General features: G+C 38.5%; 22 protein-coding genes and 1 tRNA gene. 14 read left to right on the top strand and 9 right to left on the bottom strand.

Translation table 11 applies throughout. The features are described 5' to 3' along the window. Positions 1 to 200: 200 nt before the first annotated feature. From AQF98_RS15560 to AQF98_RS15545, 4 genes are all read right to left on the bottom strand, one after another. Positions 201 to 3,389 carry an efflux RND transporter permease subunit gene (locus AQF98_RS15560; RefSeq protein WP_055132875.1) on the bottom strand — a complete coding sequence of 1,063 codons (3,189 nt, stop codon included), beginning with the start codon at positions 3,387 to 3,389 and terminating at the stop codon, positions 201 to 203. An 86-nt stretch (positions 3,390 to 3,475) separates the two neighbouring features. Continuing rightward, positions 3,476 to 4,543, bottom strand: coding sequence for an efflux RND transporter periplasmic adaptor subunit (locus AQF98_RS15555; protein WP_055132874.1), 1,068 nt, complete (start codon positions 4,541 to 4,543; stop codon positions 3,476 to 3,478). A gap of 2 nt (positions 4,544 to 4,545) precedes the next feature. Then, positions 4,546 to 5,889 carry a TolC family protein gene (locus tag AQF98_RS15550; protein WP_055132873.1) on the bottom strand — a complete coding sequence of 448 codons (1,344 nt, stop codon included), beginning with the start codon at positions 5,887 to 5,889 and terminating at the stop codon, positions 4,546 to 4,548. A gap of 27 nt (positions 5,890 to 5,916) precedes the next feature. After that, positions 5,917 to 6,558 carry a TetR/AcrR family transcriptional regulator gene (locus tag AQF98_RS15545; protein WP_082435108.1) on the bottom strand — a complete coding sequence of 214 codons (642 nt, stop codon included), beginning with the start codon at positions 6,556 to 6,558 and terminating at the stop codon, positions 5,917 to 5,919. A gap of 248 nt (positions 6,559 to 6,806) precedes the next feature. On the opposite strand from AQF98_RS15545, the gene AQF98_RS15540 reads away from it, so the two are divergent. The 5 genes from AQF98_RS15540 to AQF98_RS15520 all read left to right on the top strand — a co-directional run bounded on the left by AQF98_RS15540 (position 6,807) and on the right by AQF98_RS15520 (position 10,775). Next, entirely contained in the window at positions 6,807 to 7,391 is a 585-nt protein-coding gene (locus tag AQF98_RS15540; RefSeq protein WP_055132871.1) for a TMEM175 family protein, read from the top strand. Positions 7,392 to 8,037: 646 nt separating this feature from the next. Then, a complete protein-coding gene (murB, locus tag AQF98_RS15535; RefSeq protein ID WP_055132870.1) occupies positions 8,038 to 9,054 on the top strand; it encodes a UDP-N-acetylmuramate dehydrogenase in 1,017 nt (338 codons plus the stop codon). 156 nt (positions 9,055 to 9,210) lie between these two features. Further along, a complete protein-coding gene (locus tag AQF98_RS15530; RefSeq protein WP_055132869.1) occupies positions 9,211 to 9,738 on the top strand; it encodes an RNA polymerase sigma factor in 528 nt (175 codons plus the stop codon). Positions 9,739 to 9,864: 126 nt separating this feature from the next. Next, the gene (locus AQF98_RS15525; protein ID WP_055132868.1) at positions 9,865 to 10,542 is read left to right on the top strand and encodes a lycopene cyclase domain-containing protein; all 678 of its coding nucleotides are present in this window, start codon (positions 9,865 to 9,867) and stop codon (positions 10,540 to 10,542) included. Then, positions 10,542 to 10,775: a cytochrome b5 domain-containing protein gene (locus AQF98_RS15520; protein ID WP_055132867.1), complete on the top strand. Its 234-nt coding sequence runs from the start codon at positions 10,542 to 10,544 to the stop codon at positions 10,773 to 10,775. Before AQF98_RS15525 ends, AQF98_RS15520 begins: the two co-directional genes overlap by 1 nt. An 87-nt stretch (positions 10,776 to 10,862) precedes the next feature. On the opposite strand, the gene AQF98_RS15515 is transcribed toward AQF98_RS15520, so the two are convergent. Then, the gene (locus AQF98_RS15515) at positions 10,863 to 11,786 is read right to left on the bottom strand and encodes a PfkB family carbohydrate kinase (RefSeq protein ID WP_055132866.1); all 924 of its coding nucleotides are present in this window, start codon (positions 11,784 to 11,786) and stop codon (positions 10,863 to 10,865) included. Between the two features lie 144 nt (positions 11,787 to 11,930). Between AQF98_RS15515 and AQF98_RS15510 the strand changes: the two genes are divergently transcribed. Further along, positions 11,931 to 12,004: transfer RNA gene (locus AQF98_RS15510), tRNA-Asn, on the top strand. A gap of 240 nt (positions 12,005 to 12,244) precedes the next feature. Beyond that, the gene (locus AQF98_RS15505; protein WP_055132865.1) at positions 12,245 to 13,588 is read left to right on the top strand and encodes a phage integrase SAM-like domain-containing protein; all 1,344 of its coding nucleotides are present in this window, start codon (positions 12,245 to 12,247) and stop codon (positions 13,586 to 13,588) included. Positions 13,589 to 13,889: 301 nt separating this feature from the next. On the opposite strand, the gene AQF98_RS22415 is transcribed toward AQF98_RS15505, so the two are convergent. The 4 genes from AQF98_RS22415 to AQF98_RS15490 form a co-directional block, all read right to left on the bottom strand. Further along, on the bottom strand, positions 13,890 to 14,105 hold the full coding sequence (locus AQF98_RS22415; protein ID WP_082435106.1) for a GDCCVxC domain-containing (seleno)protein: 216 nt from the start codon (positions 14,103 to 14,105) through the stop codon (positions 13,890 to 13,892). A 2-nt stretch (positions 14,106 to 14,107) separates the two neighbouring features. Further along, the gene (merTP, locus tag AQF98_RS15500) at positions 14,108 to 14,716 is read right to left on the bottom strand and encodes a mercuric transport protein MerTP (protein ID WP_055132864.1); all 609 of its coding nucleotides are present in this window, start codon (positions 14,714 to 14,716) and stop codon (positions 14,108 to 14,110) included. After that, positions 14,716 to 15,078, bottom strand: a complete 363-nt coding sequence (locus tag AQF98_RS15495) for a helix-turn-helix transcriptional regulator (RefSeq protein ID WP_235524240.1) — start codon at positions 15,076 to 15,078, stop codon at positions 14,716 to 14,718. Before AQF98_RS15495 ends, merTP begins: the two co-directional genes overlap by 1 nt. 98 nt (positions 15,079 to 15,176) lie before the next feature. Next, positions 15,177 to 16,229, bottom strand: coding sequence for a hypothetical protein (locus AQF98_RS15490; RefSeq protein WP_055132863.1), 1,053 nt, complete (start codon positions 16,227 to 16,229; stop codon positions 15,177 to 15,179). A 120-nt stretch (positions 16,230 to 16,349) separates the two neighbouring features. Between AQF98_RS15490 and AQF98_RS15485 the strand changes: the two genes are divergently transcribed. The 7 genes from AQF98_RS15485 to AQF98_RS22380 all read left to right on the top strand — a co-directional run bounded on the left by AQF98_RS15485 (position 16,350) and on the right by AQF98_RS22380 (position 23,752). Beyond that, complete coding sequence (locus AQF98_RS15485) at positions 16,350 to 18,584, top strand: cation-translocating P-type ATPase (protein ID WP_055132862.1); 2,235 nt, start codon at positions 16,350 to 16,352, stop codon at positions 18,582 to 18,584. Between the two features lie 11 nt (positions 18,585 to 18,595). Further along, entirely contained in the window at positions 18,596 to 18,808 is a 213-nt protein-coding gene (locus AQF98_RS15480; protein WP_055132861.1) for a heavy-metal-associated domain-containing protein, read from the top strand. A gap of 134 nt (positions 18,809 to 18,942) precedes the next feature. Beyond that, a complete protein-coding gene (locus AQF98_RS15475) occupies positions 18,943 to 19,485 on the top strand; it encodes an AraC family transcriptional regulator (protein WP_235524239.1) in 543 nt (180 codons plus the stop codon). A gap of 118 nt (positions 19,486 to 19,603) precedes the next feature. Beyond that, positions 19,604 to 20,005, top strand: a complete 402-nt coding sequence (locus AQF98_RS15470; protein ID WP_055132859.1) for a hypothetical protein — start codon at positions 19,604 to 19,606, stop codon at positions 20,003 to 20,005. A 100-nt stretch (positions 20,006 to 20,105) separates the two neighbouring features. After that, the gene (locus AQF98_RS15465) at positions 20,106 to 20,474 is read left to right on the top strand and encodes a heavy-metal-associated domain-containing protein (protein WP_055132858.1); all 369 of its coding nucleotides are present in this window, start codon (positions 20,106 to 20,108) and stop codon (positions 20,472 to 20,474) included. 45 nt (positions 20,475 to 20,519) lie between these two features. Beyond that, positions 20,520 to 21,818, top strand: coding sequence for an efflux RND transporter permease subunit (locus AQF98_RS22385; RefSeq protein ID WP_055132857.1), 1,299 nt, complete (start codon positions 20,520 to 20,522; stop codon positions 21,816 to 21,818). Next, positions 21,815 to 23,752, top strand: coding sequence for an efflux RND transporter permease subunit (locus AQF98_RS22380; protein ID WP_055132856.1), 1,938 nt, complete (start codon positions 21,815 to 21,817; stop codon positions 23,750 to 23,752). The genes AQF98_RS22385 and AQF98_RS22380 overlap by 4 nt, the downstream gene beginning before the upstream one ends. The last annotated feature ends 5 nt before the right edge of the window (positions 23,753 to 23,757 follow it).

Below are 23,757 nucleotides of genomic sequence, written 5' to 3'. Positions count from 1 at the left end.
ATTTTTTTATTCACAAAAGAAAATATTAATTAATAATTAAAAACTAGTTTGTCGGTCAATGGAGGTTTTGGGTAGGTGAATGGAGACAGTGGTTTGAATTGACAATAGATGTGAGTTTGAAGACCAATAGTTTTCTGCATAAAAAAAGGAGCCCATTTGGGCTCCTTTAAAAAAAACTAAAAATTGTATTGGGAAATGTATTAGTGTTCTAAGTCGTACTCATGAACGTCTTTATGGTTGTATGGTTCTACCATCAACTCGTCTATTGTTTTGGTTTGTTTGTTGAAGCCAAGTTTATCTAGCATTCTATCAAACATCAGGTAAACCACAGGTACAACAATCAAAGTTAGGAAGAGCGAACTCGTTAGTCCACCTACAATAACCCAGGCCAAACCATTTTTCCATTCAGCGCCGGCACCACTGGCCAATGCAATTGGAAGCATACCAAAAATCATGGCAATGGTTGTCATCAAAATTGGTCTTAAACGAGCATGGTTAGCTAAGATCAAGGCTTCTATAGTAGATTTTCCTTCAGCTTTCATGTGGTTGGTAAAGTCGACCAAGATAATCGCATTCTTCGCTACTAGACCCATCAACATGATCAATCCCAAGATGGTAAAAATACCAATCGAGTTATTGGTTAAGGCCAGCGCCAATAAGGCACCAATAACGGCCAATGGCAGCGAGAACATTACAACCAATGGGTAGACAAAGCTATCATACAATGCCACCATAATCAGGTAAACCAAAATAACTGAGGCTAACAAAGCAATACCCAAAGTACCAAAACCTTCAGCCTGGTTTTCTTGGTCACCTGCCCAAGTATAACTTACACCAACTGGAGCTTTTAATTTGCCATTTTTTTGCAGTTCTTCTAGCTTAGCCTGAAAATCGGCTACGATGGTACCCGTTGGGCGACCAATAGATTGCGCCTTAACAGAAACGGAAGTAGATTTATTTAAACGCTCTAACTGACTTGGTCCAGAACCTTCGGTTATGCTGGCAAATTGCGATAGTTTAATTTGTTGTCCTGCTGGGTTCACAAAAATCAAGTTACGTACATCCTCCACGTTTTTGCGGTCAAAATCCTGATATTGGATATTGATGTCGTACTCGTACTCACCTTTTCTATATTTACCATCGGTATTACCACTAAATGCTGTTTGCATGGTTAAACCTACAGTTTGTAAGGTTAAACCTAAAGCCGACATTTTATCGCGGTCTACTTTTACGTTAATTTCTGGCGTTCCTTTTTCTACAGATAGTTTAATCTCTGTAGCACCCGGAATAGCTGCTAATGTCTTTTGGGCACCTTCGGCATATTTTAAAACGCTATCTAGATCAGAACCCATTACCACCAATTGGATTGGGGCATTCTCTGCAGTTCCTAAAATACTAATTGGAACCGTTTTAACTTTGGCACCTACCAACTCTTTGGCTAGTGCACGGCTCATTTTGGTGGCAAAAATATCAGAAGAAACTCCTTTACGTTCATTACGCTCTACCAGTTTTACATTGATCTCTGATTTGTAGGCGGTAGCCTGAGTTCCACCAAAATCGCCACTGGCCTGGCCCACTGTGGTAATTAATTGGGTAATTTCTGGTTGTTGGTGTAAGAAAGTTTCTGCCCTTTGGGTGAAGAAGTTGGTCTGTTCTAATGATGCATCTTTAGGTAGTTCTATCTGTACCAAAAACTCGCCTTTATCTGATTTAGGGAAAAACTCTGAACCAATAAAACCACCAACCATTAAACCACATGAGCTGATAAACATAATGAATACCATACCTAATGTTAAAGCCTTATGGTTTAACGCCCAGGTTAAGATACCTGTAATCCAGTGGGTGAATTTTTTCAATTGTTTTTCGAACCATAAAATGAAACGACCAAACATGTTTTTACCTTCAATACGCTCTAGTTTACCATATCTTGAGAAAAGTAAGGGTACAATGGTAAATGAGGCCACCAACGAAAGTAGGGTTGCAATAATTACCACAATACAGAACTGACGTAGAATGTTTGATACCAAACCTGTACTTACCGCAATTGGGAAAAACACCACTACAATTACGAAAGTAATGGAAACTACCGTAAAACCGATCTCTCTGGTTGCGTCTGAAGCTGCTCTTACTTTGTTTTTGCCCATCTCCATGTGGCGTTGGATATTCTCCAGTACCACAATCGCATCATCTACCAAGATACCTACCACAAGTGATAGCCCTAGTAAAGACATCAAGTTAAGGGTAAAACCAAATAAACTGATCCCGATAAAGGTTGCAATTAAAGATGCAGGAATAGATACCATTACGATAACCGCATTTCTGAAACTGTGCAAGAAGAACAACATTACAAATGCTACCAATATTACCGCCAAGATCAAATCGTGGATTACGGCATCGGCAGATTCAAGTGTGAACACAGAACTGTCGTTTACAATCTTAATGTCTAATTTATTTGCAGCGTATTCTGTTTTTAACTTCGCGATAATGGCTTTTACCCCTTTACTTACTTCTACGGCATTGGCATCACTTTGTTTAATGATCTGGATAGCAATAGCTCCCTTGCGATCGATACGTGCCAGTTTCTCCGTTTCTTTTTGCGCATCCTGAACATCAGCAACATCACTTAAACGAATTTGTGCACCATCTTTTCCGGTAGTTAAAACCAGGTTACGCAATTCTTCAATGTTTTGGTATTTTCCAGATAAACGGATCAAAACATCCTGACTTTGGGTTTTAACACTACCTGTAGGGAAATCTAAATTCGACGACAAGATCATCTGTTGTACCTGAGGCACAGAAAGACCGTAACCTTGTAATTTTTTGGCATCTAAGGCCACTTGAATTTCACGCTCAGATCCACCAATTAAGTTTACCTGTGCAATACCACTTACCCTCGAAATTACTGGGGCAATCCGTTTATCGATCAAATCGTAAAAGGTCACATCGTCCATATTTGCAGAGGCAGACATGGTAATTACCGGTAAATCATCTAAAGAGAATTTACTTAACGATGGTGTTTTTACATCCTCAGGTAAATTAGCAAGAATAGCGTTTACCTTACGCTGTGCATCATTTAAGGCATTGTCTATATTTGCCTTATCCGTTAAGGTAATGGTTACGGTAGACAAACTCTCGAATGATACGGCATTGATCTTTTTAATGTTTTCCATTGATGATACCGCATCCTCAATTTTTTTGGTTACGGTATTCTCTACCTCATTAGGCGATGCCCCAGGGTAGATGGTTGAAATAGATACTACGTTGTTTGAGAATTTCGGTAACAACTCATAACCCAACGAAAAGTAACTCAATAGCCCAAGTAAGGTCAGTGCGGTAAATACCACAATTACCAACGAAGGCCTTTTTATAGATATATCTGTTATCTTCATTTTAATTTTTTATTGCAAGTGAACTAAATATTGTTCTTTAGACAGGCTCAGGATTACAAAACTGTAAACTGTAACCGCCAATTAAACTATTTAACGATACTAACGGCAGTGCCTTCAGCTAAGTTAATTTGGCCGCTTATAATTACGGTTTCGCCTTCTTTTAAACCATCAAGAATTTCTACGTTCTCTCCAAGAATACGACCTGTTACTACTTGACGCAATTTTGCGGTATTGTTTGTTTTGTCTAATACAAAAACCTGGTTGCTACTTACACTACCCACAAATGATGTACGTGGAATTAATACACTTGGTGCTTGTTGTGGGAAGTTGAATACTGCTGTTCCATACATTCCTGCTTTTAAGCTATTTTTGGTATTGTTAGCTACTTCAATTTCAATGGGGAAGTTTAAAGTTGCATCTGCTTTTGGTGCAATAAATGTAATTTTTCCACTAAATTTCTCATTCGGGAATACAGAAGACTGGATCGCAATCTGATCGCCCAATTTAAGGTTGGCCACTTGCGTTTCGTTTACATTTGCTTTCAGTTTCAATTTAGAAACATCAACTAATTCAAATAACTGTGTTCCTTGTGCGGTTACAAAGGCACCTACTTCAATGTATTTTTTGTTTACAATACCATTAATTGGCGATTTAATGTTGGCGTCGCTCAGTTTTCTTTGCGAAGCCTGTAAACGTAATTTTGCATTTTGGCTAGCCAATTTAGCCTGGTCTAACTGTTGTTGTGTTACACCTCCAGTTTGGTAAGAGCTTTGGTATCTGGCTTCGTCTTTTAATGCATTCTGATAGTTGGCTTCTGCAGTTTCTCTATCTGTATTGATAATTTCGGCGTCAACACGGGCTAAAACTTGTCCTTTGCTTACGCGGTCTCCTTCTTTTACATAAATCGCGGTAACGCGACCAGCATTTTCTGATAAGAAGTTCAGTTCTTGATTGGCTGCAAAGTTTCCATTTGCATTGAAATCTAAATCAACAACTTTTTTCGCTACATCTGCTACACGAACAGCAACAGCCCCGCCTCCTTTTGCAATGAATGCGGTTTTTTCTTCGTTCTTCTTTTTATTGTTGCTTAAAACGTAAGCTATTGCGCCAAGGGCAACAACAATTACGATGATGATGGTGATTACTCTTTTCATTTCTATTGTACTAGCGATTTAATGTTTCCGTTTGATTTAATTAATTGTATTTCGGCAATCTTATAATTTAATAAGGCCTGTGTATAGCTATTTTGAGCTTGTGTTAACGAGTTTTCTGTATCTAACAGATCTGTTAAGGTAGCCAAGCCATTATTGTAATTGTTCTGCGTGCTTTTGTAGATCTCTTGTGCAAGTTCTGCGTTTTTACGCTGCGATGTAATGGTGTTTAAATTATTGCGCAATTGAATTTTGGCGTTTTCGTAGGCCATGTTCAATGAGTTTTTGGTATTTAACCTGTCTTCTTGTGCTTTTCTAATGTTCACATCAGCCTGACGTACTTTAGCGCGGGTTAAAAAGCCATTAAAAATTGGCACTTTAAGCGTTAAGCCTATGGCTGAAGATCCGTAACCAATTGCGGTGCTGTTGGTATTTAAAAAGTCAAAACCATTGGCCTGGCTAGAATAAGTATAGTTTCCGGTTAAAGCCAATGTAGGATAATATTCTGCTATATAAGCTTTCTTTTGTAAGGCCAAAAGTTTGTCTTGGTTATCCAAAAGCTTAATTTCTGTTCTGTTGGCCAAGTCTATCGTAGCTGCAAGTTGAGGTAAAGTGCTTACTTCTGTTAATTCTGTAGCAGGTAACACTATCGGTGTAGCCACTTGCATACCCATAGCAAACTTCAATTGGTTTTCTAACAAGGTAATGCCATTAATTGCTTGCTCTCTTTGCGTATTCAGATTGGTTAGGTTTACATTGATCCGATCTACATCGATTTTCTTAGCCAAGCCATTTGCATATTGGTTAGACACAATTTTCTCTACCACCTTCACATTTTTGATGTTATTGTCTAACACACCTAATTGTTGTCTGTTTACCAAAACCTGATAATAGTTGTTGGCTACCAACTCGATAATCTGCTCTTCTGTTAATTGTGCAGTAAGGTTATAGTACTCTTCACTAGATCTGGCAGCTTGTAGGCCGGTAAATACTTGTTGGTTAAATAGTTGTTGTGACAACTGAATACCTGCAGACGAATTCCACTTCTGACCAAATTTAAGGGTCTGTAACTGACCACCAAAGTCAACTACCTGTTGACCGATGATGGCATTGTAGGTTAAACCAGCAGTACCAGTAAGTTGTGGTAAAGCTTGTGCCCTTACTTCTTCAACCTTATAACGTCCGCCATCAATATCTAATCTCGATTTGCGCATATTGGTGTTGTTCTGCAATGCGAAAACGAGGGCGTCTTTTAACGTGAGCTGCTGTTGTGCGTTTACAATTTGTGGCAAAACCATCCCTGCAATTAGCAGGATCAATACAAGTTTTGCCGTTTTTATTCTAAGCATGTTTACTATTTTTTGGGTTTAATAAAATTAATTGTTGATCTCGGTAGAGGTATGTTGTGTTTGTAGTTTCATCTTATTGGCATAGATATGGCCCAATCCGGTTAAAGAACAAACGCCATATAAAAAATGCTCGGTAAGTTCTACCATTACCTGTGCAATATTGTACTTGTTCATGGTGTACTGGTCGTGGTGATGAAAGATCAGGTCTGATTGATCTAAACGGAGCTGGGTTAAAATATCAATATTAATGTCTGCTCGGTAAAGACCTTCTCTGATGCCACGTTTCAAGTTGTTATTGATCGTTTCATAAATGGCCTTATCCCTAAATTCTTTAAAAAACAACCAGGCTTGGGTATGGTACTTTTGCAGGTCGTAAAATAATTTGGGGTTAATGTTATTTAATACTTCATGAATATTGCCAATCATTAAATAGATTTCTTCAATGGCATCTTCTGCATTGGCATAGGCATTTTCCATTAAGCAGTTTTGCGCTGCTAGTTTTTCTTTGATCAGAATAGTGACCAGTTCGTCCTTGTCACTAAAGTTCTGATAAATTGTTTTTTTAGACATGCCCAGGTGTTTGGCAATGTCATCCATCGTTACACTTTTAAAGCCATATTGGCAAAAAAGCTTGTCCGCCTCTTCTATGATATATTCCCTTACTTCCACTTTTTTGTTCCTAAATGATGGCGCAAAACTATGGAAACTTTTTTTAACTCCAAAGTTTCCTTATTAAAATTCTGATCTCTTCAGCAATCGTTGTGCTGGTTTGTGTTGTTTCCATGCTACAAAGGAAAGTATAGAAAGCAGCTTAAAACAGGCTCTTTCGGCGAAATGGGGTTTTTTCTAGGTGAAAATATCTAAATCTAATTTTAATGTAATTTTTCTATATTCGGCTAAACGATTAAGATCAAATTATGAAAAAGGGAAGAATAGAAGCTTTTAGCGACGGGGTAATTGCCATCATTATTACCATTATGGTGTTGGAGTTAAAAGTTCCCCACGAAAAGAGCAAACTTATAGATTTGCTGGCGCTATGGCCTGTTTTTTTAAGTTATGTGTTGAGCTTTATCTATGTGGGCATTTACTGGAACAACCACCACCATATGTTCACCGTGGTAAATAAAGTAAACGGAGCGGTATTGTGGGCCAACATGCACTTGCTTTTTTGGTTATCGATGATCCCTTTTGCTACTGCTTGGATGGGAGAGAACCACTTTGCACCTGCACCCATGGCTGTTTATGGCTTTGTACTGTTAATGAATGGACTTGCTTATGCCATTTTAACTTCATTGCTGATCAAACATCACGGAGATGAATCGACCTTGTCTAAAGCTGTAGGCAGTGGAATGAAAGGAAAAATCTCTTGCGTTTGTTACGCCATAGCCATTCCATGTGCCTTTGTACATGTATGGATTTCGGGAGCATTATATATTTTGGTGGCGCTGATCTGGTTGGTGCCTGATAAAAGGATAGAGAATATTTTGCGTGAGGAAGGGTAGGGGTAGAAAGTATTTTTTGGGGAATAGTAAATAGGGAATGGGAAATAGGGTAGAAAGTTTAAAGTTCAAAGTGAAAAGTTGTACGTTTTAAGTTGTAAGCGGGTTTTTCTGAGGGAATAGGAAATAGGGAATAGAAGTTCAAAGTGAAAAGTTGTTTTGTTCACAAAATGTGAAGTTTACTAGGTGTGTTCACAAAATTGGGATACTTTACTAAATCTTTATACTAATGAACCATTGACCAATGAACCAATAAAACTGATGGAAGAGGTAAGATGGAAAATGGATTGAAAGTTCAAAGTAAAAAGTTGAAAGCGATACGTTGTAAGTTATAAGTGGGCTTTGTACACAAAATTGAGATGATTTATTAGGCTACTTTATCTTTATACTAAGTACTTACTACTTTGTACTAATGAACTATTGTGTCTTTATACTTAGTACTAATAAACCAATGATAACAAATATGTCAGTCTGAGCCAGCCAAAGACCTCTTGGTAAAACATTTCGACAAGCTCAATGTGACAATTATAAGTTGTGCAATAAACTATTGGGTCTTTATACTTAGTACTAGGTACTTTTTACTAATGAACCAATGAACCAATCAACAATTGAGCAACATTTTAATACCTTTGTCCTTTAAATTAAACTTATGCCCATTTTGCAAGAAAACGTATCGCTTAAACCATTTAATACTTTCGGGATCGATGTTAATGCCCACTACTTTGCCGAAGTAACAAGTGAAGCAGATTTACAGGAGGTTTTTAACAACCCCATTGCAAAAACACAAAATTTGTTAATTTTAGGTGGCGGCAGCAATATGCTTTTTACTAAAGATTTTGAAGGTTTGGTCATCAAAGTCAGTATTCCTGGCATCAGTTATCAAGTAGATGGCAATGCCGTAAGTGTGGTTGCTGGTGGTGGTGTAGTGTGGAACGATCTGGTTAACTATTGCGTGGCAGAAGGTTTTGCAGGCATAGAAAATTTAAGTTTAATTCCAGGTACTGTAGGTGCTTCGCCCATTCAAAACATAGGTGCTTATGGTGTAGAGCTGAAAGATGTATTTACTTCTTGTACGGCCTTTGAAATTGAAACGGGCCAAATGAAAACATTCGATTATGCTGCTTGTCAATTCGGTTATAGAGACAGTGTTTTTAAAAACGAGCTGAAAGGTAAGTACATCATTACAAGTGTAACGTTTCATTTAAGTAAAACAGCAACACTGCAAACGCATTATGGCGCCATTACCACAGAGTTGGCCAATAGAAACATTACCGAACCTACCATAGCAGATATTTCTACCGTAGTGGCCGATATTAGGGTAAGCAAATTACCCGACCCAAAAACAATTGGGAATGCAGGCAGTTTTTTTAAAAATCCGGTGATCAGTAAAGAAGAATTTGAAACGTTGGTACAGAAATTTCCAGATGTAGTCAATTACCCAGCGCCAAACGGAAAAGTAAAACTGGCTGCTGGATGGCTAATAGAGCAATGCGGTTTTAAAGGAATTGTTGTTGGCGAAACTGGCACCTGGAAAAATCAGGCGCTGGTATTGGTTAACCATGGCGCAGCAAGTGGACAAGAGGTGTATAATTTTTCAGAACAAATTATCAATACGGTATATGCCAAATTTTTAGTTGGTTTAGAACGCGAGGTAAACATCTTGTGACAAGTTGATTTTGACTTGCTAGGGCATGATTTTTAACTTTAAGTTAATTGTTCTCCCATTTTTGGTATCATAGTTGTATAGGCTTTAATAACTATAAACAGTTTGCCCGAACCACAAGGCTTCTGTTTCTTTTTTAAAACTTAAAACTAAAAAACTATGACACAGCTTCAATTTAACCACCAATTGCATGATTATTCTGGCTCATTACAGTCATTCGCTTTAAATTTTACAAAAGACATTGAAGATGCAAATGATTTGGTGCAGGATACACTGCTAAAGGCGGTTACTTATTACAGCAAATTTAAAGAGGGTACCAATTTAAAAGGATGGTTGTTTACCATTATGCGCAATACGTTTATCAATAACTACAGACGCATGGTAAAAACAAATACTTTAATTACACAGAGTGAAGATATCTCATCGGCCAACCTACATTATAGCGCTACACGCAATGCGGTAGAGAGTAAGTTTGTAATGGGCGATATCCATAAAGCTTTGGCTACTTTACAGCCTGAGTACTATGTGCCGTTTATTAAATATTTCGAAGGCTATAAATATCACGAAATTGCTGATGAATTGGCCATCCCGATCGGAACGGTTAAAACGAGGATCCATGTGGCACGTGGTATCCTAAAAAAATACTTGAAAACCTATGCAAAGGACCTTGCATCTACAGAGGCATAATATTTGAATGAAAAACACAGAGAAAGGCTCCAATTTGGGGCCTTTTTATTTGATATTGATTTGTAGTTGAGGATGGTTTAAGTATAAAATCATACTTTTGAGAATCTGAAACCAAATCAAATTTAAATGACCTATAGTTTTCTACTGCTCGATTTATTGCTTATCCTTATTCCGATCTTTTTGTCTTTTGATAAAAGTGTACTCGATAAAGCACACCTTAGGTTTGTGATACCTGCTACATTGGTGTCTGGAATTATCTTTTCGGCCATTACGGTAGTTTTTACCATTTTTGGAGTTTGGGGTTTTAATCCCTCTTTTTTAATCGGTACTTATTACAGAACGGTTCCGATAGAACAGTACCTGTTTTTCTTTGCCTTTAGTTTTGCAGGTTTAGGAATTTATAATTATCTCAATATCAAGTTTCCAAACAACCATTTACAAAAATTTAGTTTATCGGTTAGTAACTTGATGTTGGGTATCTGTGTGGCCTTTATCTTTTTTGCCTATGCCAAATGGTATACGGTAGTTACCTTTTCTGTGTTGCTTTTGCTGCTGCTCTATATCGAATACCTGAACAAATTAAGGTTCATGTATCGGTTTTACAGGGCCTATGTAGCTTGTTTAGTTCCGTTTTATATCTGTTATGGTGTACTTTGTAACTTGCCTACCTTAACTTACGATACTGCAGAGACTATTAAGTTACAGTTGGTTCATATCCCTTTAGAAAACCATTTCTATATGATGGGTATGTTGTTGTTGGCGGTTTACCTGTTCGAATTTTTTAAGCATAAAAAGACCAAATAATGGAGCTGCCCGAATACAGTAAACAGCAATTGGCCTTGCGTAACGGACAGGATAAACCTCAGGTATGGATTGCTTATAAGGGAAAGATCTATGATGTAGGGAGTAGCCGTTTATGGCGAAATGGAAAACATTACGAGCATTGGGCTGGGCAAGACCTTACAGCCGAACTGCCAGATGCACCGCATACCGATACTGTTTTCGAAAAGTTTGAAGTAATTGGGGTGTTGAAGTAGGAAGTTGAAAGTAAGAAGTTGAAAGTAAAAAGTGTAAAGTTGAAAGTTAGGCCTGCTGAACTTTAAACTTTACACTTTCAAATATTTCTAGTCTTGCGTAATTTCGAAGCTGCTCAAGTTTACAAACTCTTGTAATCTTTCTGCGATGGCACTTTTTTCTAGTTCTAATAAACGTTCTGTACCAAATTTCTCTACACAGAATGAAGCCAATGCCGAACCATAGATCAAGGCATTTTTCATGTTGTTGAAGTTTACGGTACCTACTTGTGCCAAATAACCAATAAATCCACCAGCAAAAGTATCACCAGCACCTGTTGGATCAAATACCTCTGCTAAAGGTAGGGCAGGAGCCGAGAAGATTTTATCCTCATGGAACAATAAAGCACCATGTTCGCCTTTTTTAATGATCAGGTATTTTGGACCCATCGTTAAGATTTTGTTGGCAGCCTTAACCAAAGAATACTCTCCAGATAATTGACGGGCTTCTGCATCGTTAATGGTTAACACATCAATCATTTTAATGGTTTCCAACAAATCGTCCATCATAATGTCCATCCAGAAGTTCATGGTATCTAGAACGATCAGTTTAGGACGCTTGTTCAACCTTTTAATCACCGTTTGCTGAATTTGTGGGGTAAGGTTCCCCAACATTAGGTATTCGCAGTCTTGGTAACTATCTGGGATAATCGGATCGAAATTCTCCAATACATTCAGTTCGGTGATCAAAGTATCACGGCTATTCATGTCGTTGTGATATTTTCCACTCCAGAAAAATGACTTTTCGCCTTCTTTAATTTGTAAACCTTCGGTATCAATACCATGTTGGTTTAAAGTTTCAATGTCTTCTTTTTTGAAATCATCGCCTACAACAGCAACAATTTTTGTTTGATTATAGAAGTAAGATGCAGCTAAACTAGCGTAAGTTGCGGCTCCACCAACGATTTTGTCCGTTTTTCCGAACGGTGTTTCAATGGCATCGAAAGCCACAGTACCTATGATTATCAGGCTCATATGTATTATATTAAATTTTTTTTAATTTTTTTCACTACAAATATTGCATAAATAATTTAAAAGCCCTAATATTGCATTCCCAAAACGAACAAGGGTTTATGTTCTTAACATATTATCTAAAGCCGTTTTCGGAATAACCAGTACTCCTTCTTAGCTCAGCTGGTTAGAGCATCTGACTGTTAATCAGAGGGTCGCTGGTTCGAGCCCAGCAGAGGGAGCTCAACTTCACGAGTCCGTGAAGAACTAAAAAAGCCCATTTCTAGCAATAGAATGGGCTTTTTACTTACATAAGGAAGTACTCCTCCCCCCATTCCAATAAGTTTATCAATGGGTAGCTCGGCAAGTTAAACAGCATTTTTTGCTAAACTTTACGAAAAACCGTTACAGAAACCGTTACAGAAATTTTTGCCTCGTAGGACTTCCGGTTCATTCATTAACCCAGTTTAAACCTACCAAGCATGGCAACAGTTGAAGCAAAAGTTTATGTACACCATTACAAAAATGACGGAACTTACAATGTTAAGATCAGAGTCTATCACAAAAACGAAACCAAGTTCATCGACACATCATATTATGTTTCAGATAGACAGGTGAAAAAACATCCAGATTTCAAATCAGAATTACTGGTAAAAGACCCTTTCATTAAGAAGCAGATAAATGTTGAGTTAGACGATTATCGTATAAAAATTACCAACCTTGGAACAAGAATAAAATTATTCTCCTGTCAGGAGCTTAAGGACCATCTTTCGGAAGCTGACAAGGAAATTGACTTTGTTAAGTTTTGTGCTGATTTTATTGAAGGATTAAAGGTCTTAAAAAAGAACAAAAGTGCCGCTAACTTCAATACGGTTAAGAACAGCATAGTCGATTTATTTAGAAGGGAAATCGTATTGGTGACCGAGATTGATGTCGATATGCTTTTTGATTGGGATAATTTCTTAAGAACAGAGCGAAAGATGACCAGAGTTGATCAGTATGGACGACCAACGGTGACCTCGCAAAAACCTTGCACTGATGCGGCTGTACATAACTACATGCGTGATCTAAGATCATTATTCAATCACGCTCGCAAAAGGTACAATAAAAAGAGTTTGGGAATTACAAAGATAGAACATTACCCTTTTGAAGATTACGAGATAGTAGATGTTCCAGAGACAAGAAAAAGAAATTGTGATATTGCCACGGTAAAAACCATAAGATACAGTAGGTGCAGAAAAGGAAGTAGAGCAGAACTGGCACGCAATCTTTTCATGCTCTCATTCTACATGTGCGGTATTAATGCTTCCGATCTAATCCAGATAGATCAATCAAATCTGGTAAAGGGCCGGCTTGAATATAACAGATCTAAAACTAGGGATAAGAGAAAAGACCAGGCATTTATTAGTATTCTTATAGTGAGAGAGGCTAGATTTTTACTTAAAAAGTATTTAGGCAAACTTTCAGTACGATATTCAACTATTGGCTCGTTAAATAAAGCACTTAGTGTAGGAATGAGAAATCTGTGTAAACAGCATGGATTGTGTGGCATTACCTTTTATTGGGCTCGCCATACCGTTGGAAATTTGGGAAGAAACACTTGCCGTATGAGTAAGGATGATGTAGCTTTAGCATTAAACCATGTTGATAAAGGAAATAAAACAACAGATATTTACATTGAAAAGGATTGGAAAATTGTAGATGAATTACAACAAAATGTAATAAAACTATTAGGACGGAGAGGAAATAGGCTTAAGAGGTTGAAAGGTAAGTTAAGATTAAAACTGAGAAAAGCTAAAATAGAACAAGTTTGTTTACCAGCTTGATTTCCTAGAATATTTAATTTAACTGATGATTTAAAATTGATAAGTATGAAAACCTTGATTTTATTTTTCTTAACCTGCATTATTGGAACCGGTGCATTTTTGGCTGGATTATCAATGAAGAACCCTTTACCAGCTTTCATTGTTGCATTTGGAGTATGGATGTTGTTTCTTTATAGGCTAGGCAGAAAATAATAACTAAAAGAGTCACGTAAGAATTATGTCTTTATAGGGCAAGTGGATACAATGATTTGGCGACACTGCATCTTTACGGAAACCTTATTTTTTTCTATGAGGTGGTAAGTTAGCCACAGCAGGGTGTTCCTTGCTGTATCGGTGGGCATTTAACAGTGCCGTAGCTACAAAAAACACAGCAGTCTCCAGTAAGTGGCTTTAGGGTGGTTTTGCAGTTTTCACACTCGTAAAAGTACTGGCACGAATCGGTTGGCATTTCTTCAGTTTTTGCAAAGTTACAAGTTGGGCAGGTAATTGTAGAAATGAGGGTTGTTGTAGTGTACATGGTTAATTGTTTTTGATAAGTGTATTTTTGTAGCCAATCTTACTAATTTTCTTGCTAATGCTATCGGCAGATATACGATCTGGATCATAACTCACTAAGGTGGTTCTACTTTCAAAAGAGGTCGTGGATTTAGCGATGCCACTAATGCCATTCAATCCTCCATCAATATGGCTGGTACAGGCAGCGCAGCTCATTCCTTGGATAGAAAGCTCAGCTGTTTTGATTTTTTTTGGTTTTGAACTGATATTTGTGGTGCTGTTTTGCCCTGCATACAGTAAGTTTGAGTAATAGGGAAAGGCGATCATTAGTGTAGAGATTACGGTAACGGCCAGTAGAAATTTTTTAGATTTCATAAAACCACTTGTTTGCTCATCACATTGGCAGTCATCTTTTTGTACGGGTTTTCTAGTTAGCATTTGATACCATGCTAGTGAAAATAGGATTGCTGTCAGTACGATGATATAGGGGCGATAGGGTTCTACCCAATTCAGATAGGTGGATGCACTACCAGCACCGCCAATGATTGCAAACAGAGGGGTAATGCAGCAAATTGAGGCAGTAAATGCAGCAAGGAGGCCTGCTATCCAACTTTTCTGTATGCTTTTACTCATTATATTACTATTAATGGTTTCTGTAGTTGGCTAAAAAATGGATGAAGTAGTTCAAGTCGTGAGGCTATGATGGAATAGTATATGGTCTGACCCGATCTTTTCGATTGGATCATATTTCCATCCTTTAACTTTCGTAAGTGCTGTGAGATTGCGGGAATGGTCATATCAAGTATATCACTGAGATCGCATGGACATAGCTCATCTTCCCTATTTAATAGGAAAAGTATCTTTAGCCTGACCTCATTACCAGTAAGGGCCAACAATCCCGACAGCTCGGAGAATTGAATAAGGTTTGAATTTAGGGCTTCTCTACAATTATTAATCTGTCCAAGGTCTGCGAAAATTCTTTTGCAATTGCTCATATTTAAAATAAAACCAAATATAAGCATTTAAGCAATTACTTAAATATATTTTTACTGTAATAAAAATGCGACAATATAATTGGTATATTATTTTTTTGCTATAAAAGTATATGCTTAACAGTTTTATTATTTTCCCAGACACATAAACTTTTACCGTTGCCAAGAAGATAGATCCGCGGATGAGTTCCCTTACCAATAACTTTCGTTGTTCCTTTGACAATATCGGCAACCTTAATATCATCTTTTTCCTGCCACGCTATCAGAGTTTTATTTCCGCGCTGTGCCATGCTTACACTTCTGCCATTACCTAGAGATCTTTCTGCTTTTTGTTCATTCCAATAGAAGATCTGTCCATTTCTCTGCCATGCAGTCGAAACCACACCTTTTTCATCAATCGAAACACCACCTCCATCCATAGGGCAAGCATTTAGCTTCCATGTTCCCATACCCGTTTTGGCCGCTTGAGTAAAAGTTTTTCCCATATTAGTTGAGCTAGCATAATAGATATCACGGGAACCAGCAAGCCAGTTTCTGAAGGTGATGACCAGTTTATTGTTTTTTGCGATGATATTTGGCCTACAGCATTCGCAGGTATGTCCCTCTGGTGATCGGTATACCAATTTATTTTTTGACCATTTCATGCTTTTGGCCTGTAGAGCTGAAAAATAGATATTGTTCATCTTATCAGTTCTAAGATCAAGCCATACCGCATAGAAATTATTGTTTCGATCTGCGGTTAGTCCCATCAGACCTTCAGGAGCGGATTTTGAAATATCGTTAACATTTGCTCCTTTCCTCCAAATGTTCTTTGTATGTTCCAGTCTATAGGTATGGATGTTGCCATCCTTGTCCATCGCAGCAATAACACTAGAAGATAATGAAGATGCAATTTGTGGACCCCGTGTATTTCCAAGGTGCATACCTGTTAATGAGGCTACAAACACAGGCTTAGAGAACTTTGCTCCATTGTCGGTTAAAGTTATACAATAGATATTCTCCCCATCCCCATAGACCATGCGAACAGTCCCTTTGGTATCTATTGCAATGTTTGGCTGTTGGCCAGTTATTACAGGCTGCAAGGGTATAAGCGCAGATGCACTATAAGCTAAGCATATAAAAAACAATACGGCAATCAGTTTCAAGTTCTTCATTATGGAGGGTGTTAGTATTTGTGGAGGCGGTATTTAATGTAAAATTATGCAACTTTTTCCCAAAATCCTGTAAAAATCCAGTGGCACAAGCGATGTACTTTTGTACCATACAATCAGATAATGAAAACATCACACAATTTAGAGACGATCTCATTGCCAGTTCTGGGCATGACATGTGCGGCATGTGCAAGCAGTGTAGAAAGTATGATAGGTTCTCAATCAGGGGTAGAAAAGGCAGAAGTGAACTATGCGACACAAACGGTTAAGGTGCAATATCATCCCAACGAAATTCAGCCAAATGCTTTTCAAAAAGCAGTCCAATCCATTGGCTATGACCTGATCATGGATACCGAAAGTGGCAGGGAAAAACAGGAAGAAGTGCAGGGCAAGAACTATGTTGCCCTTAAAAAACGTATGGTTGCCTCTGGGATACTGACCGTTCCCGTTGTTCTGATAGGAATGTTCTTTATGGATATTCCCTATGCAAATTATTATATGCTTGCACTCACAACACCAGTACTTTTTTTCTTCGGAAGGAATTTCTTTATCAACGCTTTTAAGCAGGCAAGACACGGCAAGGCGAATATGGATACTTTGGTTGCCCTAAGTACTGGGATTGCCTATCTGTTCAGTATATTCAATACGTTATATCCAGAATTCTGGCATAAAAGAGGCCTCCATCCACATGTCTATTTTGAGGCTGCGGCAGTAGTGATTGTATTTATCATGCTCGGAAAACTGCTCGAAGAGCGGGCTAAATCCAATACCTCCTCTGCTATCAAGAAGCTCATTGGCCTACAGCCCAAAACAGTATTGGTGATAACTGAAAATGGCGAAAAGGAAATTCCCCTCGCTGATATTAGTATTGGTGACAGGATACTGGTTCGCTCTGGTGAGAAGATTCCTGTAGATGGTGAGGTTTACGAAGGAAGTTCCTATGTAGATGAAAGCATGATATCGGGTGAGCCAGTGGCTGTGCCTAAAAATAAAAGCGATAAGGTTTTTGCTGGAACTATTAACCAAAAGGGCAGCTTTCGGTTCATGGCTCAAAAAGTTGGCGGAGAAACCATGCTAGCACAGATCATAAAAATGGTCCAGGATGCACAAGGTTCGAAAGCCCCAGTACAAAAACTGGTGGATAAGATCGCAGGAATATTTGTTCCGATAGTAATAGGCATTTCATTGTTGACCCTTCTTTTGTGGGTTCTGGTTGGAGGTGAGAATGCATTTACACAGGGAATGCTTGCAATGGTCACTGTTCTGGTGATAGCCTGTCCATGCGCACTTGGACTTGCCACGCCAACGGCAATTATGGTTGGCGTAGGAAAAGGTGCAGAAAATGGAATATTAATTAAAGATGCTGAAGCGCTGGAACTTGGGTATAAGGTCAATGCAGTTATTCTGGACAAGACCGGAACACTTACCAAAGGAAAGCCAGAGGTTTCAGAAATGATTTGGCAGAATGGTTCTTCATTTGACAAGCAAAAACTGAACAGCATTCTTTATGCACTTGAAAGGCAATCTGAACATCCACTTGCCGATGCAATAGTCAATCATTTGAAGCCTACCATTGCTAGCGAGATTAAGGTTGCTGGATTTGAAAGCTTAACGGGAAAAGGAGTATCTGCCTCTTTTGAAGGACAAAAGTATTGGGCGGGCAGCCACAAAATTCTAAATGATGTCGGCATTAAGATAAATGACGAACTAAAACATACCGTCGAAAGTCTACAACTACAAGCTAAAACGGTAATCTATTTTGCTGATGAAAAGCAGGTACTCGCCATCGTAGCCATTACCGACCAGATCAAAGAAGGTTCCGCTGATGCCGTGACCGAACTTTTAAAACGTAATATAGATGTCTATATGCTTACCGGGGACAATCACCAGACCGCATCTGCTGTTGCAAAACAAGTCGGTATCATTAATTTCAGGGCAGATGTCCTGCCATCTGATAAGGCCGAATTCGTAAAGGAATTACAATCACAGGGAAAAATAGTTGCCATGGTTGGTGATGGCATTAATGACAGCCACGCCCTTGCGCAGGCGGATGTGTCAATTGCCATGGGAAAAGGCTCTGATATTGCGATTGATGTAGCCAAGATTACGCTCGTATCTTCTGATCTTATGAAAGTTCCAAAGGCCTTGCGCCTATCGAAACTCACTGTTCGCACGATACGCCAAAACCTGTTCTGGGCATTCATTTACAACCTTATAGGAATTCCCGTTGCTGCTGGTATTTTATACCCTATTAATGGTTTTCTGCTAAATCCGATGATAGCGGGGGCAGCAATGGCGCTTAGTTCGGTATCGGTTGTAAGCAATAGCCTTCGATTAAAATTTTCTAAACTTATTTAAACAACATAATCATGGAAACACTAAAATTCAAAACAAATATCAAATGTGGCGGCTGTATAGCAGCCGTTACTCCCCACCTGAACAAACTTTCAGCTATTGAAAAATGGGAGGTGGATACGCAAAACCCCGACAAGATATTAACGGTGGAGGTAAGCCAGGGAATCGATACCGATCAGATCATCGATACGCTTGAAGAGGCTGGTTACAAAGCAGAAAAAATTTAATCCAGCTTACATTTTGGCAAGAACATCGTTTGATTATCAATTCGATGTTCCTGCCTTTGAAAATTATCTCATTTAACAAAGCGTATATTAGCATTTAATCTAACCTATAGGGTATGTTGTTATCTATAAAAAACATGGTGTGTGACCGCTGCATTTCGGTGGTAACACAACAGCTTCAGCACCACGACCTTCAGGTTGATGATATTTCACTTGGGCAGGCCGTTGTTTCTCCCGAACCTTCAGAGGAATTGTTGAGCGAAATTTCTGCTTCACTTAAAATTTTGGGGTTCGAACTGATTGACAGGGACAAGGATAAGATGGTTGAACGGATCCGTAATACAATAATTGAACTCATACACCATTCGCAACAGCCCGAACTGCACGTTGTTTTTAGTGAAGCATTGAGTAATCGGTTGCACCGGGATTACAGCTACCTGAGTAGGTTATTTTCCGAAAGTGAAGATACGACCATCGAAAAATTCATCATCCAACAAAAAATAGAGAAAGTAAAAGAGCTTATCCAATATGGTGAACTCAACCTCAATGAAATAGCTTGGAAGATGGGCTATAGCAGCAGTGCGCACTTGTCCAACCAGTTCAAATCTGTAACTGGTATATCTCCAAGACAATTCAAGTTACTAGGAGCAAATAACCGAAAACCACTGGATAGTATATAAAAGATATAATTTTAATGACATGGCATGATAAAAAACAGAGCTATGTAGATAATGGTGTAATAAATAAGTGAAATTATATAACGAAAAATAATTATAGTACCTTATATTTGCGCTAATAATGAAAAGAATACTGTTCACCATTCTTGCTTTCTTCTATCTGGGAGTTTCCAGTGGGGCAACTGTGCATTTTCATTATTGCATGGGTAAGTTGGCAAATTGGGGCTTAACTCAAACTCAAAAAGACAACTGTGAATTATGCGGTATGTCTAAAAAGGAAATCAAGAAAAATTCCTGCTGTAAGGATGATTTTAAACAAGCCAAGATAGACAGTAGTAAAAAGTCAGCACAGACTGTTTATCAATTTAACCCAACAGTAGTAGTACTAACCGATCATATTTTCAAATATGATACCGATCAGATGATTTTGTCCAATAAGGCAATTCAATCTGTATATAGTAATGCACCTCCTGAAAAAGAATGCATTCCCATTTTTATCCGTAATTGTACCTACAGAATATAGAATTCATTTCTATTAATATCTAGCACATTCGTGTACCGGGCATAGCTTTGCTATACCCCAAAATCTTTATATCCAAATTTTTATTTCAAATCAATTCATTATGAAATCATTACGATTCTCTTTGGTAGCCATGTTGGCTTTCCTTGGCAGTGCAGCTTTTGCGCAGTCTAAAATAGACAGTATTAAAGTATCTGGCAATTGTGGTATGTGTAAAAAACGTATAGAAGCAGCAGTAAAAGTAGATGGAGTAACTGCTGCAGAATGGAGCGCAAAAACTAAAGTGCTAACCCTAAGTTACGATTCTGGTAAAATTAAGCTCGATGATGTGCAGCGTAAGATTGCTGATGTAGGGCATGATACGCCAAAATTTAAAGCTACTGAAGCGGTTTATGATAAACTTCCAGGCTGCTGCAAATACGATAGAGCAAGTCAACCTGCAAAACAGCCAGAATCAGATCACAAACATTAACATTAGGTGCCTGAGCAATCGGGCACCGATTTGAAAAAAATAAAGATGGTACATAAAATTATAGAATGGTCTATGCGCAATCGGTTTATTGTGCTGGCACTTTCTACCGGATTATTTATATGGGGAATATTCGCTGTACAAAAAAATCCGATAGATGCCATTCCCGACCTTTCAGAAAATCAGGTAATTGTATTTACCGAATGGATGGGCAGATCGCCACAATTGATAGAAGATCAGGTTACCTATCCGCTGGTTACCAATTTGCAAGGTATTCCCAAAATCAAATATGTAAGGGGCTCTTCCATGTTCGGCATGAGTTTCATCTACGTAATCTTTGAAGATGATGTAGATGTATACTGGGCCAGAGAGCGTGTAATGGAGCGAATTAGTACAATCGCCAAAACCTTACCAGAAGGTGTTGCTCCGCAATTAGGGCCTGATGGTACGGGCGTAGGTCATGTATTATGGTACACGTTAGATGCCCCAGATATGGATTTGGGCGAACAGCGTGCGATACAAGATTGGTACGTGAAATTTGCTTTGCAAAATGTTCCAGGAGTGAGCGAAATTGCTTCATTTGGTGGTTTTCAGAAGCAATATCAAATTTCGATAGACCCTAATAAGTTATTGTATTACAAACTTAGCGTACCGCAGGTAATTGCTGCGGTGAGAAGCAATAATAACGAGTCTGGAGGGCGTAAGTTCGAAATGAGCGATATGGGCTATATTATTAAAACTTCGGGCTACCTCAAATCGCTCGAAGAGATCTCAAATATTCCTATAAAGAACCAGAATGGTACACCTATAAAGGTCTCAGACCTTGCCACTGTACAAATGACAGGAGAAACCAGACTAGGTATTTTTGATCAGAACGGTGAAGGTGAACGTGCTGGCGGGATTGTGGTGATGCGTTATGGCGAAAATGCGGCAGAGGTAATAGATAAGGTAAAAGCAAAGATGAAAGAAGTATCAAAAGGATTGCCAAAAGGCGTAAAGTTTGATATTGTATATGATCGGGGCGAGCTAATTAAAGAATCGGTCGATTCGATCAAAAATACATTGATAGAAGAGATGATTGTGGTATCGATCATCGTATTCGTATTTCTATTCCATTGGCGCAGTGCATTAAGTATTATTATACAAATTCCAATTACCATAGCAGCGAGCTTTATCCTACTCAATGCCTTTGATATTTCATCCAACATTATGTCGCTTACCGGTATTGCACTAGCCATAGGTGTGATTGTAGACAATGGTATTATTATGAGCGAAAATGCCTATAAGCATTTGGCAGAACGATATGAGTTATGGGAAAAGGACCAAAATAAAACAACAACATCATGATCAAGTGGTTTAAAAATAGATTTAAAAAAACGCCAAATTGGATTAGTGAAGAAGATCGCCTTGCGGTGATTACTAAATCCAGTAAGCAGGTTTCAAGAGGGGTTTTCTTTGCAACAGTCATTATCATTACCTCTTTTTTACCCGTATTTATGTTAACCGGACAGGAAGGCAAACTGTTCCATCCGCTAGCGTATACCAAAACATTTATCATGATTGTAGATGCTTTGTTGGTAATTACGCTGGCACCTGTGCTGATCTCCTTTTTTATGAAGGGAAAATTTAAGCCAGATAATGCAAATCCCGTAAACAGAATATTAGAGAGGGTTTACGAACCAATTATCAGAACAGTTTTAAAATGGAGAAAAACTACAATTGCAATTAACATTATTGCCTTGTTGATTACCATTCCATTGCTTAAAAACCTGGGAACGGAGTTTATTCCTCCGTTGGATGAGCAAAGTATTCTTTTTATGCCGGTTACGTTGCCTGATGTATCGAATGCAGAAGCAAAACGCATATTGCAGATACAAGACAAGATTATTAAGTCGGTACCAGAAGTTGATAAGGTTTTAGGAAAGGCAGGCAGGGCGAATACCGCTACTGATAATTCGCCGATTAGTATGATTGAGACCATTATAACATTAAAGCCTAAAAGTGAGTGGCGTAAAGGGATTACCAAAAAGGATATTGTAACCGAGCTAGATGCTAAACTGCAAATTCCGGGTGTGGTAAATGGTTGGACCCAGCCTATTATTAACCGAATAAATATGTTGGCAACGGGTATTCGTACCGATGTAGGGATTAAGGTTTTTGGACAAAACCTGGACACTATTGCTGCTGTATCTGAAAAGGTGAAAGCAGCATTAGAAGGCACACCTGGGGTTAGCGATTTATTCGTAGAACCAATTACGGGCGGAAAATATATGTCTATCGATATAAAGAGAGATGAACTGGCACGTTACGGTTTAACTGTTGATGATGTAAACCAAGTGGTGGAAAGTGCATTGGGTGGTGCAACCATTGGCAATACCATTGAAGGCAGGCAACGTTTTTCTATTAGCGTACGTTTGGCACAGGAATATAGAAACAGTGTAGAGCGAATCCAACGTATTCCTATTCAGTCGGCCACTTTTGGCGAAATTCCCTTATCAGCTGTAGCCGATGTGAAATTTGAAGACGGACCACCGATGATCAATTCTGATAATGCCATTTTGCGTGGTGCTGTAATGTTTAATGTGCGTGATCGGGATTTAGGAAGTACAGTTAAGGATGCAATGGAAAAGCTAAACAAAGAGAAAGGGGTACTTCCAGAAGGTTATTTCTTGGAATGGAGTGGGCAATATGAAAATCTTATCCGTGGTAAGCAAACCTTAATGTGGATTGCTCCTGTTGTTTTGGTCATCATTTTCTTCTCCTTGTATTTCGCTTTCCACTCGATAAGAGAAGCCTTTTTAAGTCTGATTACAGTTCCTTTTGCTTTAATAGGTGGGGCTTATATGATCTACTTCTGGGATGTGAATTTGTCTGTTGGTGTAGCCGTAGGCTTTATTGCCTTATTTGGCATTGCCGTTGAGACAGGTATTGTAATGGTCATTTATTTAAATGATGCCATGCAACAACTCATTAAATTAAAAGGAAATTCAAGTGAGACCATCACAAAAGAAGATTTGAGGGAATATGTAATTCATGGTGCTGCCAAAAGGTTAAGGCCGAAACTAATGACAGTTTGTGTGTCGCTGTTTGGACTGGTTCCCGTGTTATGGGCTACCGGCGTTGGAGTAGATGTAATGCAGCCCATCGTGTTACCAATGATAGGTGGAGTATTGACCTCATCTACCCACATTTTACTGGTTACTCCACTTATCTTTTTAATGTCTAAAGAATACGAATTGAGGAAATATGGAAAATTGGAGGTTCACGATGTACAGCATTAAAAAAA

Source organism: Pedobacter sp. Hv1 (genome assembly GCF_001412215.1).
Taxonomy (GTDB): Bacteria; Bacteroidota; Bacteroidia; order Sphingobacteriales; family Sphingobacteriaceae; genus Pedobacter.
Note: the sequence above shows the minus strand (reverse complement) of the source record. Positions and strands in the feature narration are given on the sequence as shown.

What these genes read in the sequence shown, in the direction of transcription:
- AQF98_RS15560 (WP_055132875.1), bottom strand. Translation starts at nt 3,389, where the DNA reads ATGAAGATAACAGATATATCTATAAAAAGGCCTTCGTTGGTAATTGTG.
- AQF98_RS15555 (WP_055132874.1), bottom strand. Translation starts at nt 4,543, where the DNA reads ATGAAAAGAGTAATCACCATCATCATCGTAATTGTTGTTGCCCTTGGC.
- AQF98_RS15550 (WP_055132873.1), bottom strand. Translation starts at nt 5,889, where the DNA reads ATGCTTAGAATAAAAACGGCAAAACTTGTATTGATCCTGCTAATTGCA.
- AQF98_RS15540 (WP_055132871.1), top strand. Translation starts at nt 6,807, where the DNA reads ATGAAAAAGGGAAGAATAGAAGCTTTTAGCGACGGGGTAATTGCCATC.
- murB (WP_055132870.1), top strand. Translation starts at nt 8,038, where the DNA reads ATGCCCATTTTGCAAGAAAACGTATCGCTTAAACCATTTAATACTTTC.
- AQF98_RS15530 (WP_055132869.1), top strand. Translation starts at nt 9,211, where the DNA reads ATGACACAGCTTCAATTTAACCACCAATTGCATGATTATTCTGGCTCA.
- AQF98_RS15525 (WP_055132868.1), top strand. Translation starts at nt 9,865, where the DNA reads ATGACCTATAGTTTTCTACTGCTCGATTTATTGCTTATCCTTATTCCG.
- AQF98_RS15520 (WP_055132867.1), top strand. Translation starts at nt 10,542, where the DNA reads ATGGAGCTGCCCGAATACAGTAAACAGCAATTGGCCTTGCGTAACGGA.
- AQF98_RS15515 (WP_055132866.1), bottom strand. Translation starts at nt 11,786, where the DNA reads ATGAGCCTGATAATCATAGGTACTGTGGCTTTCGATGCCATTGAAACA.
- AQF98_RS15505 (WP_055132865.1), top strand. Translation starts at nt 12,245, where the DNA reads ATGGCAACAGTTGAAGCAAAAGTTTATGTACACCATTACAAAAATGAC.
- AQF98_RS22415 (WP_082435106.1), bottom strand. Translation starts at nt 14,105, where the DNA reads ATGTACACTACAACAACCCTCATTTCTACAATTACCTGCCCAACTTGT.
- merTP (WP_055132864.1), bottom strand. Translation starts at nt 14,716, where the DNA reads ATGAGTAAAAGCATACAGAAAAGTTGGATAGCAGGCCTCCTTGCTGCA.
- AQF98_RS15495 (WP_235524240.1), bottom strand. Translation starts at nt 15,078, where the DNA reads ATGAGCAATTGCAAAAGAATTTTCGCAGACCTTGGACAGATTAATAAT.
- AQF98_RS15490 (WP_055132863.1), bottom strand. Translation starts at nt 16,229, where the DNA reads ATGAAGAACTTGAAACTGATTGCCGTATTGTTTTTTATATGCTTAGCT.
- AQF98_RS15485 (WP_055132862.1), top strand. Translation starts at nt 16,350, where the DNA reads ATGAAAACATCACACAATTTAGAGACGATCTCATTGCCAGTTCTGGGC.
- AQF98_RS15480 (WP_055132861.1), top strand. Translation starts at nt 18,596, where the DNA reads ATGGAAACACTAAAATTCAAAACAAATATCAAATGTGGCGGCTGTATA.
- AQF98_RS15475 (WP_235524239.1), top strand. Translation starts at nt 18,943, where the DNA reads ATGGTGTGTGACCGCTGCATTTCGGTGGTAACACAACAGCTTCAGCAC.
- AQF98_RS15470 (WP_055132859.1), top strand. Translation starts at nt 19,604, where the DNA reads ATGAAAAGAATACTGTTCACCATTCTTGCTTTCTTCTATCTGGGAGTT.
- AQF98_RS15465 (WP_055132858.1), top strand. Translation starts at nt 20,106, where the DNA reads ATGAAATCATTACGATTCTCTTTGGTAGCCATGTTGGCTTTCCTTGGC.
- AQF98_RS22385 (WP_055132857.1), top strand. Translation starts at nt 20,520, where the DNA reads ATGGTACATAAAATTATAGAATGGTCTATGCGCAATCGGTTTATTGTG.
- AQF98_RS22380 (WP_055132856.1), top strand. Translation starts at nt 21,815, where the DNA reads ATGATCAAGTGGTTTAAAAATAGATTTAAAAAAACGCCAAATTGGATT.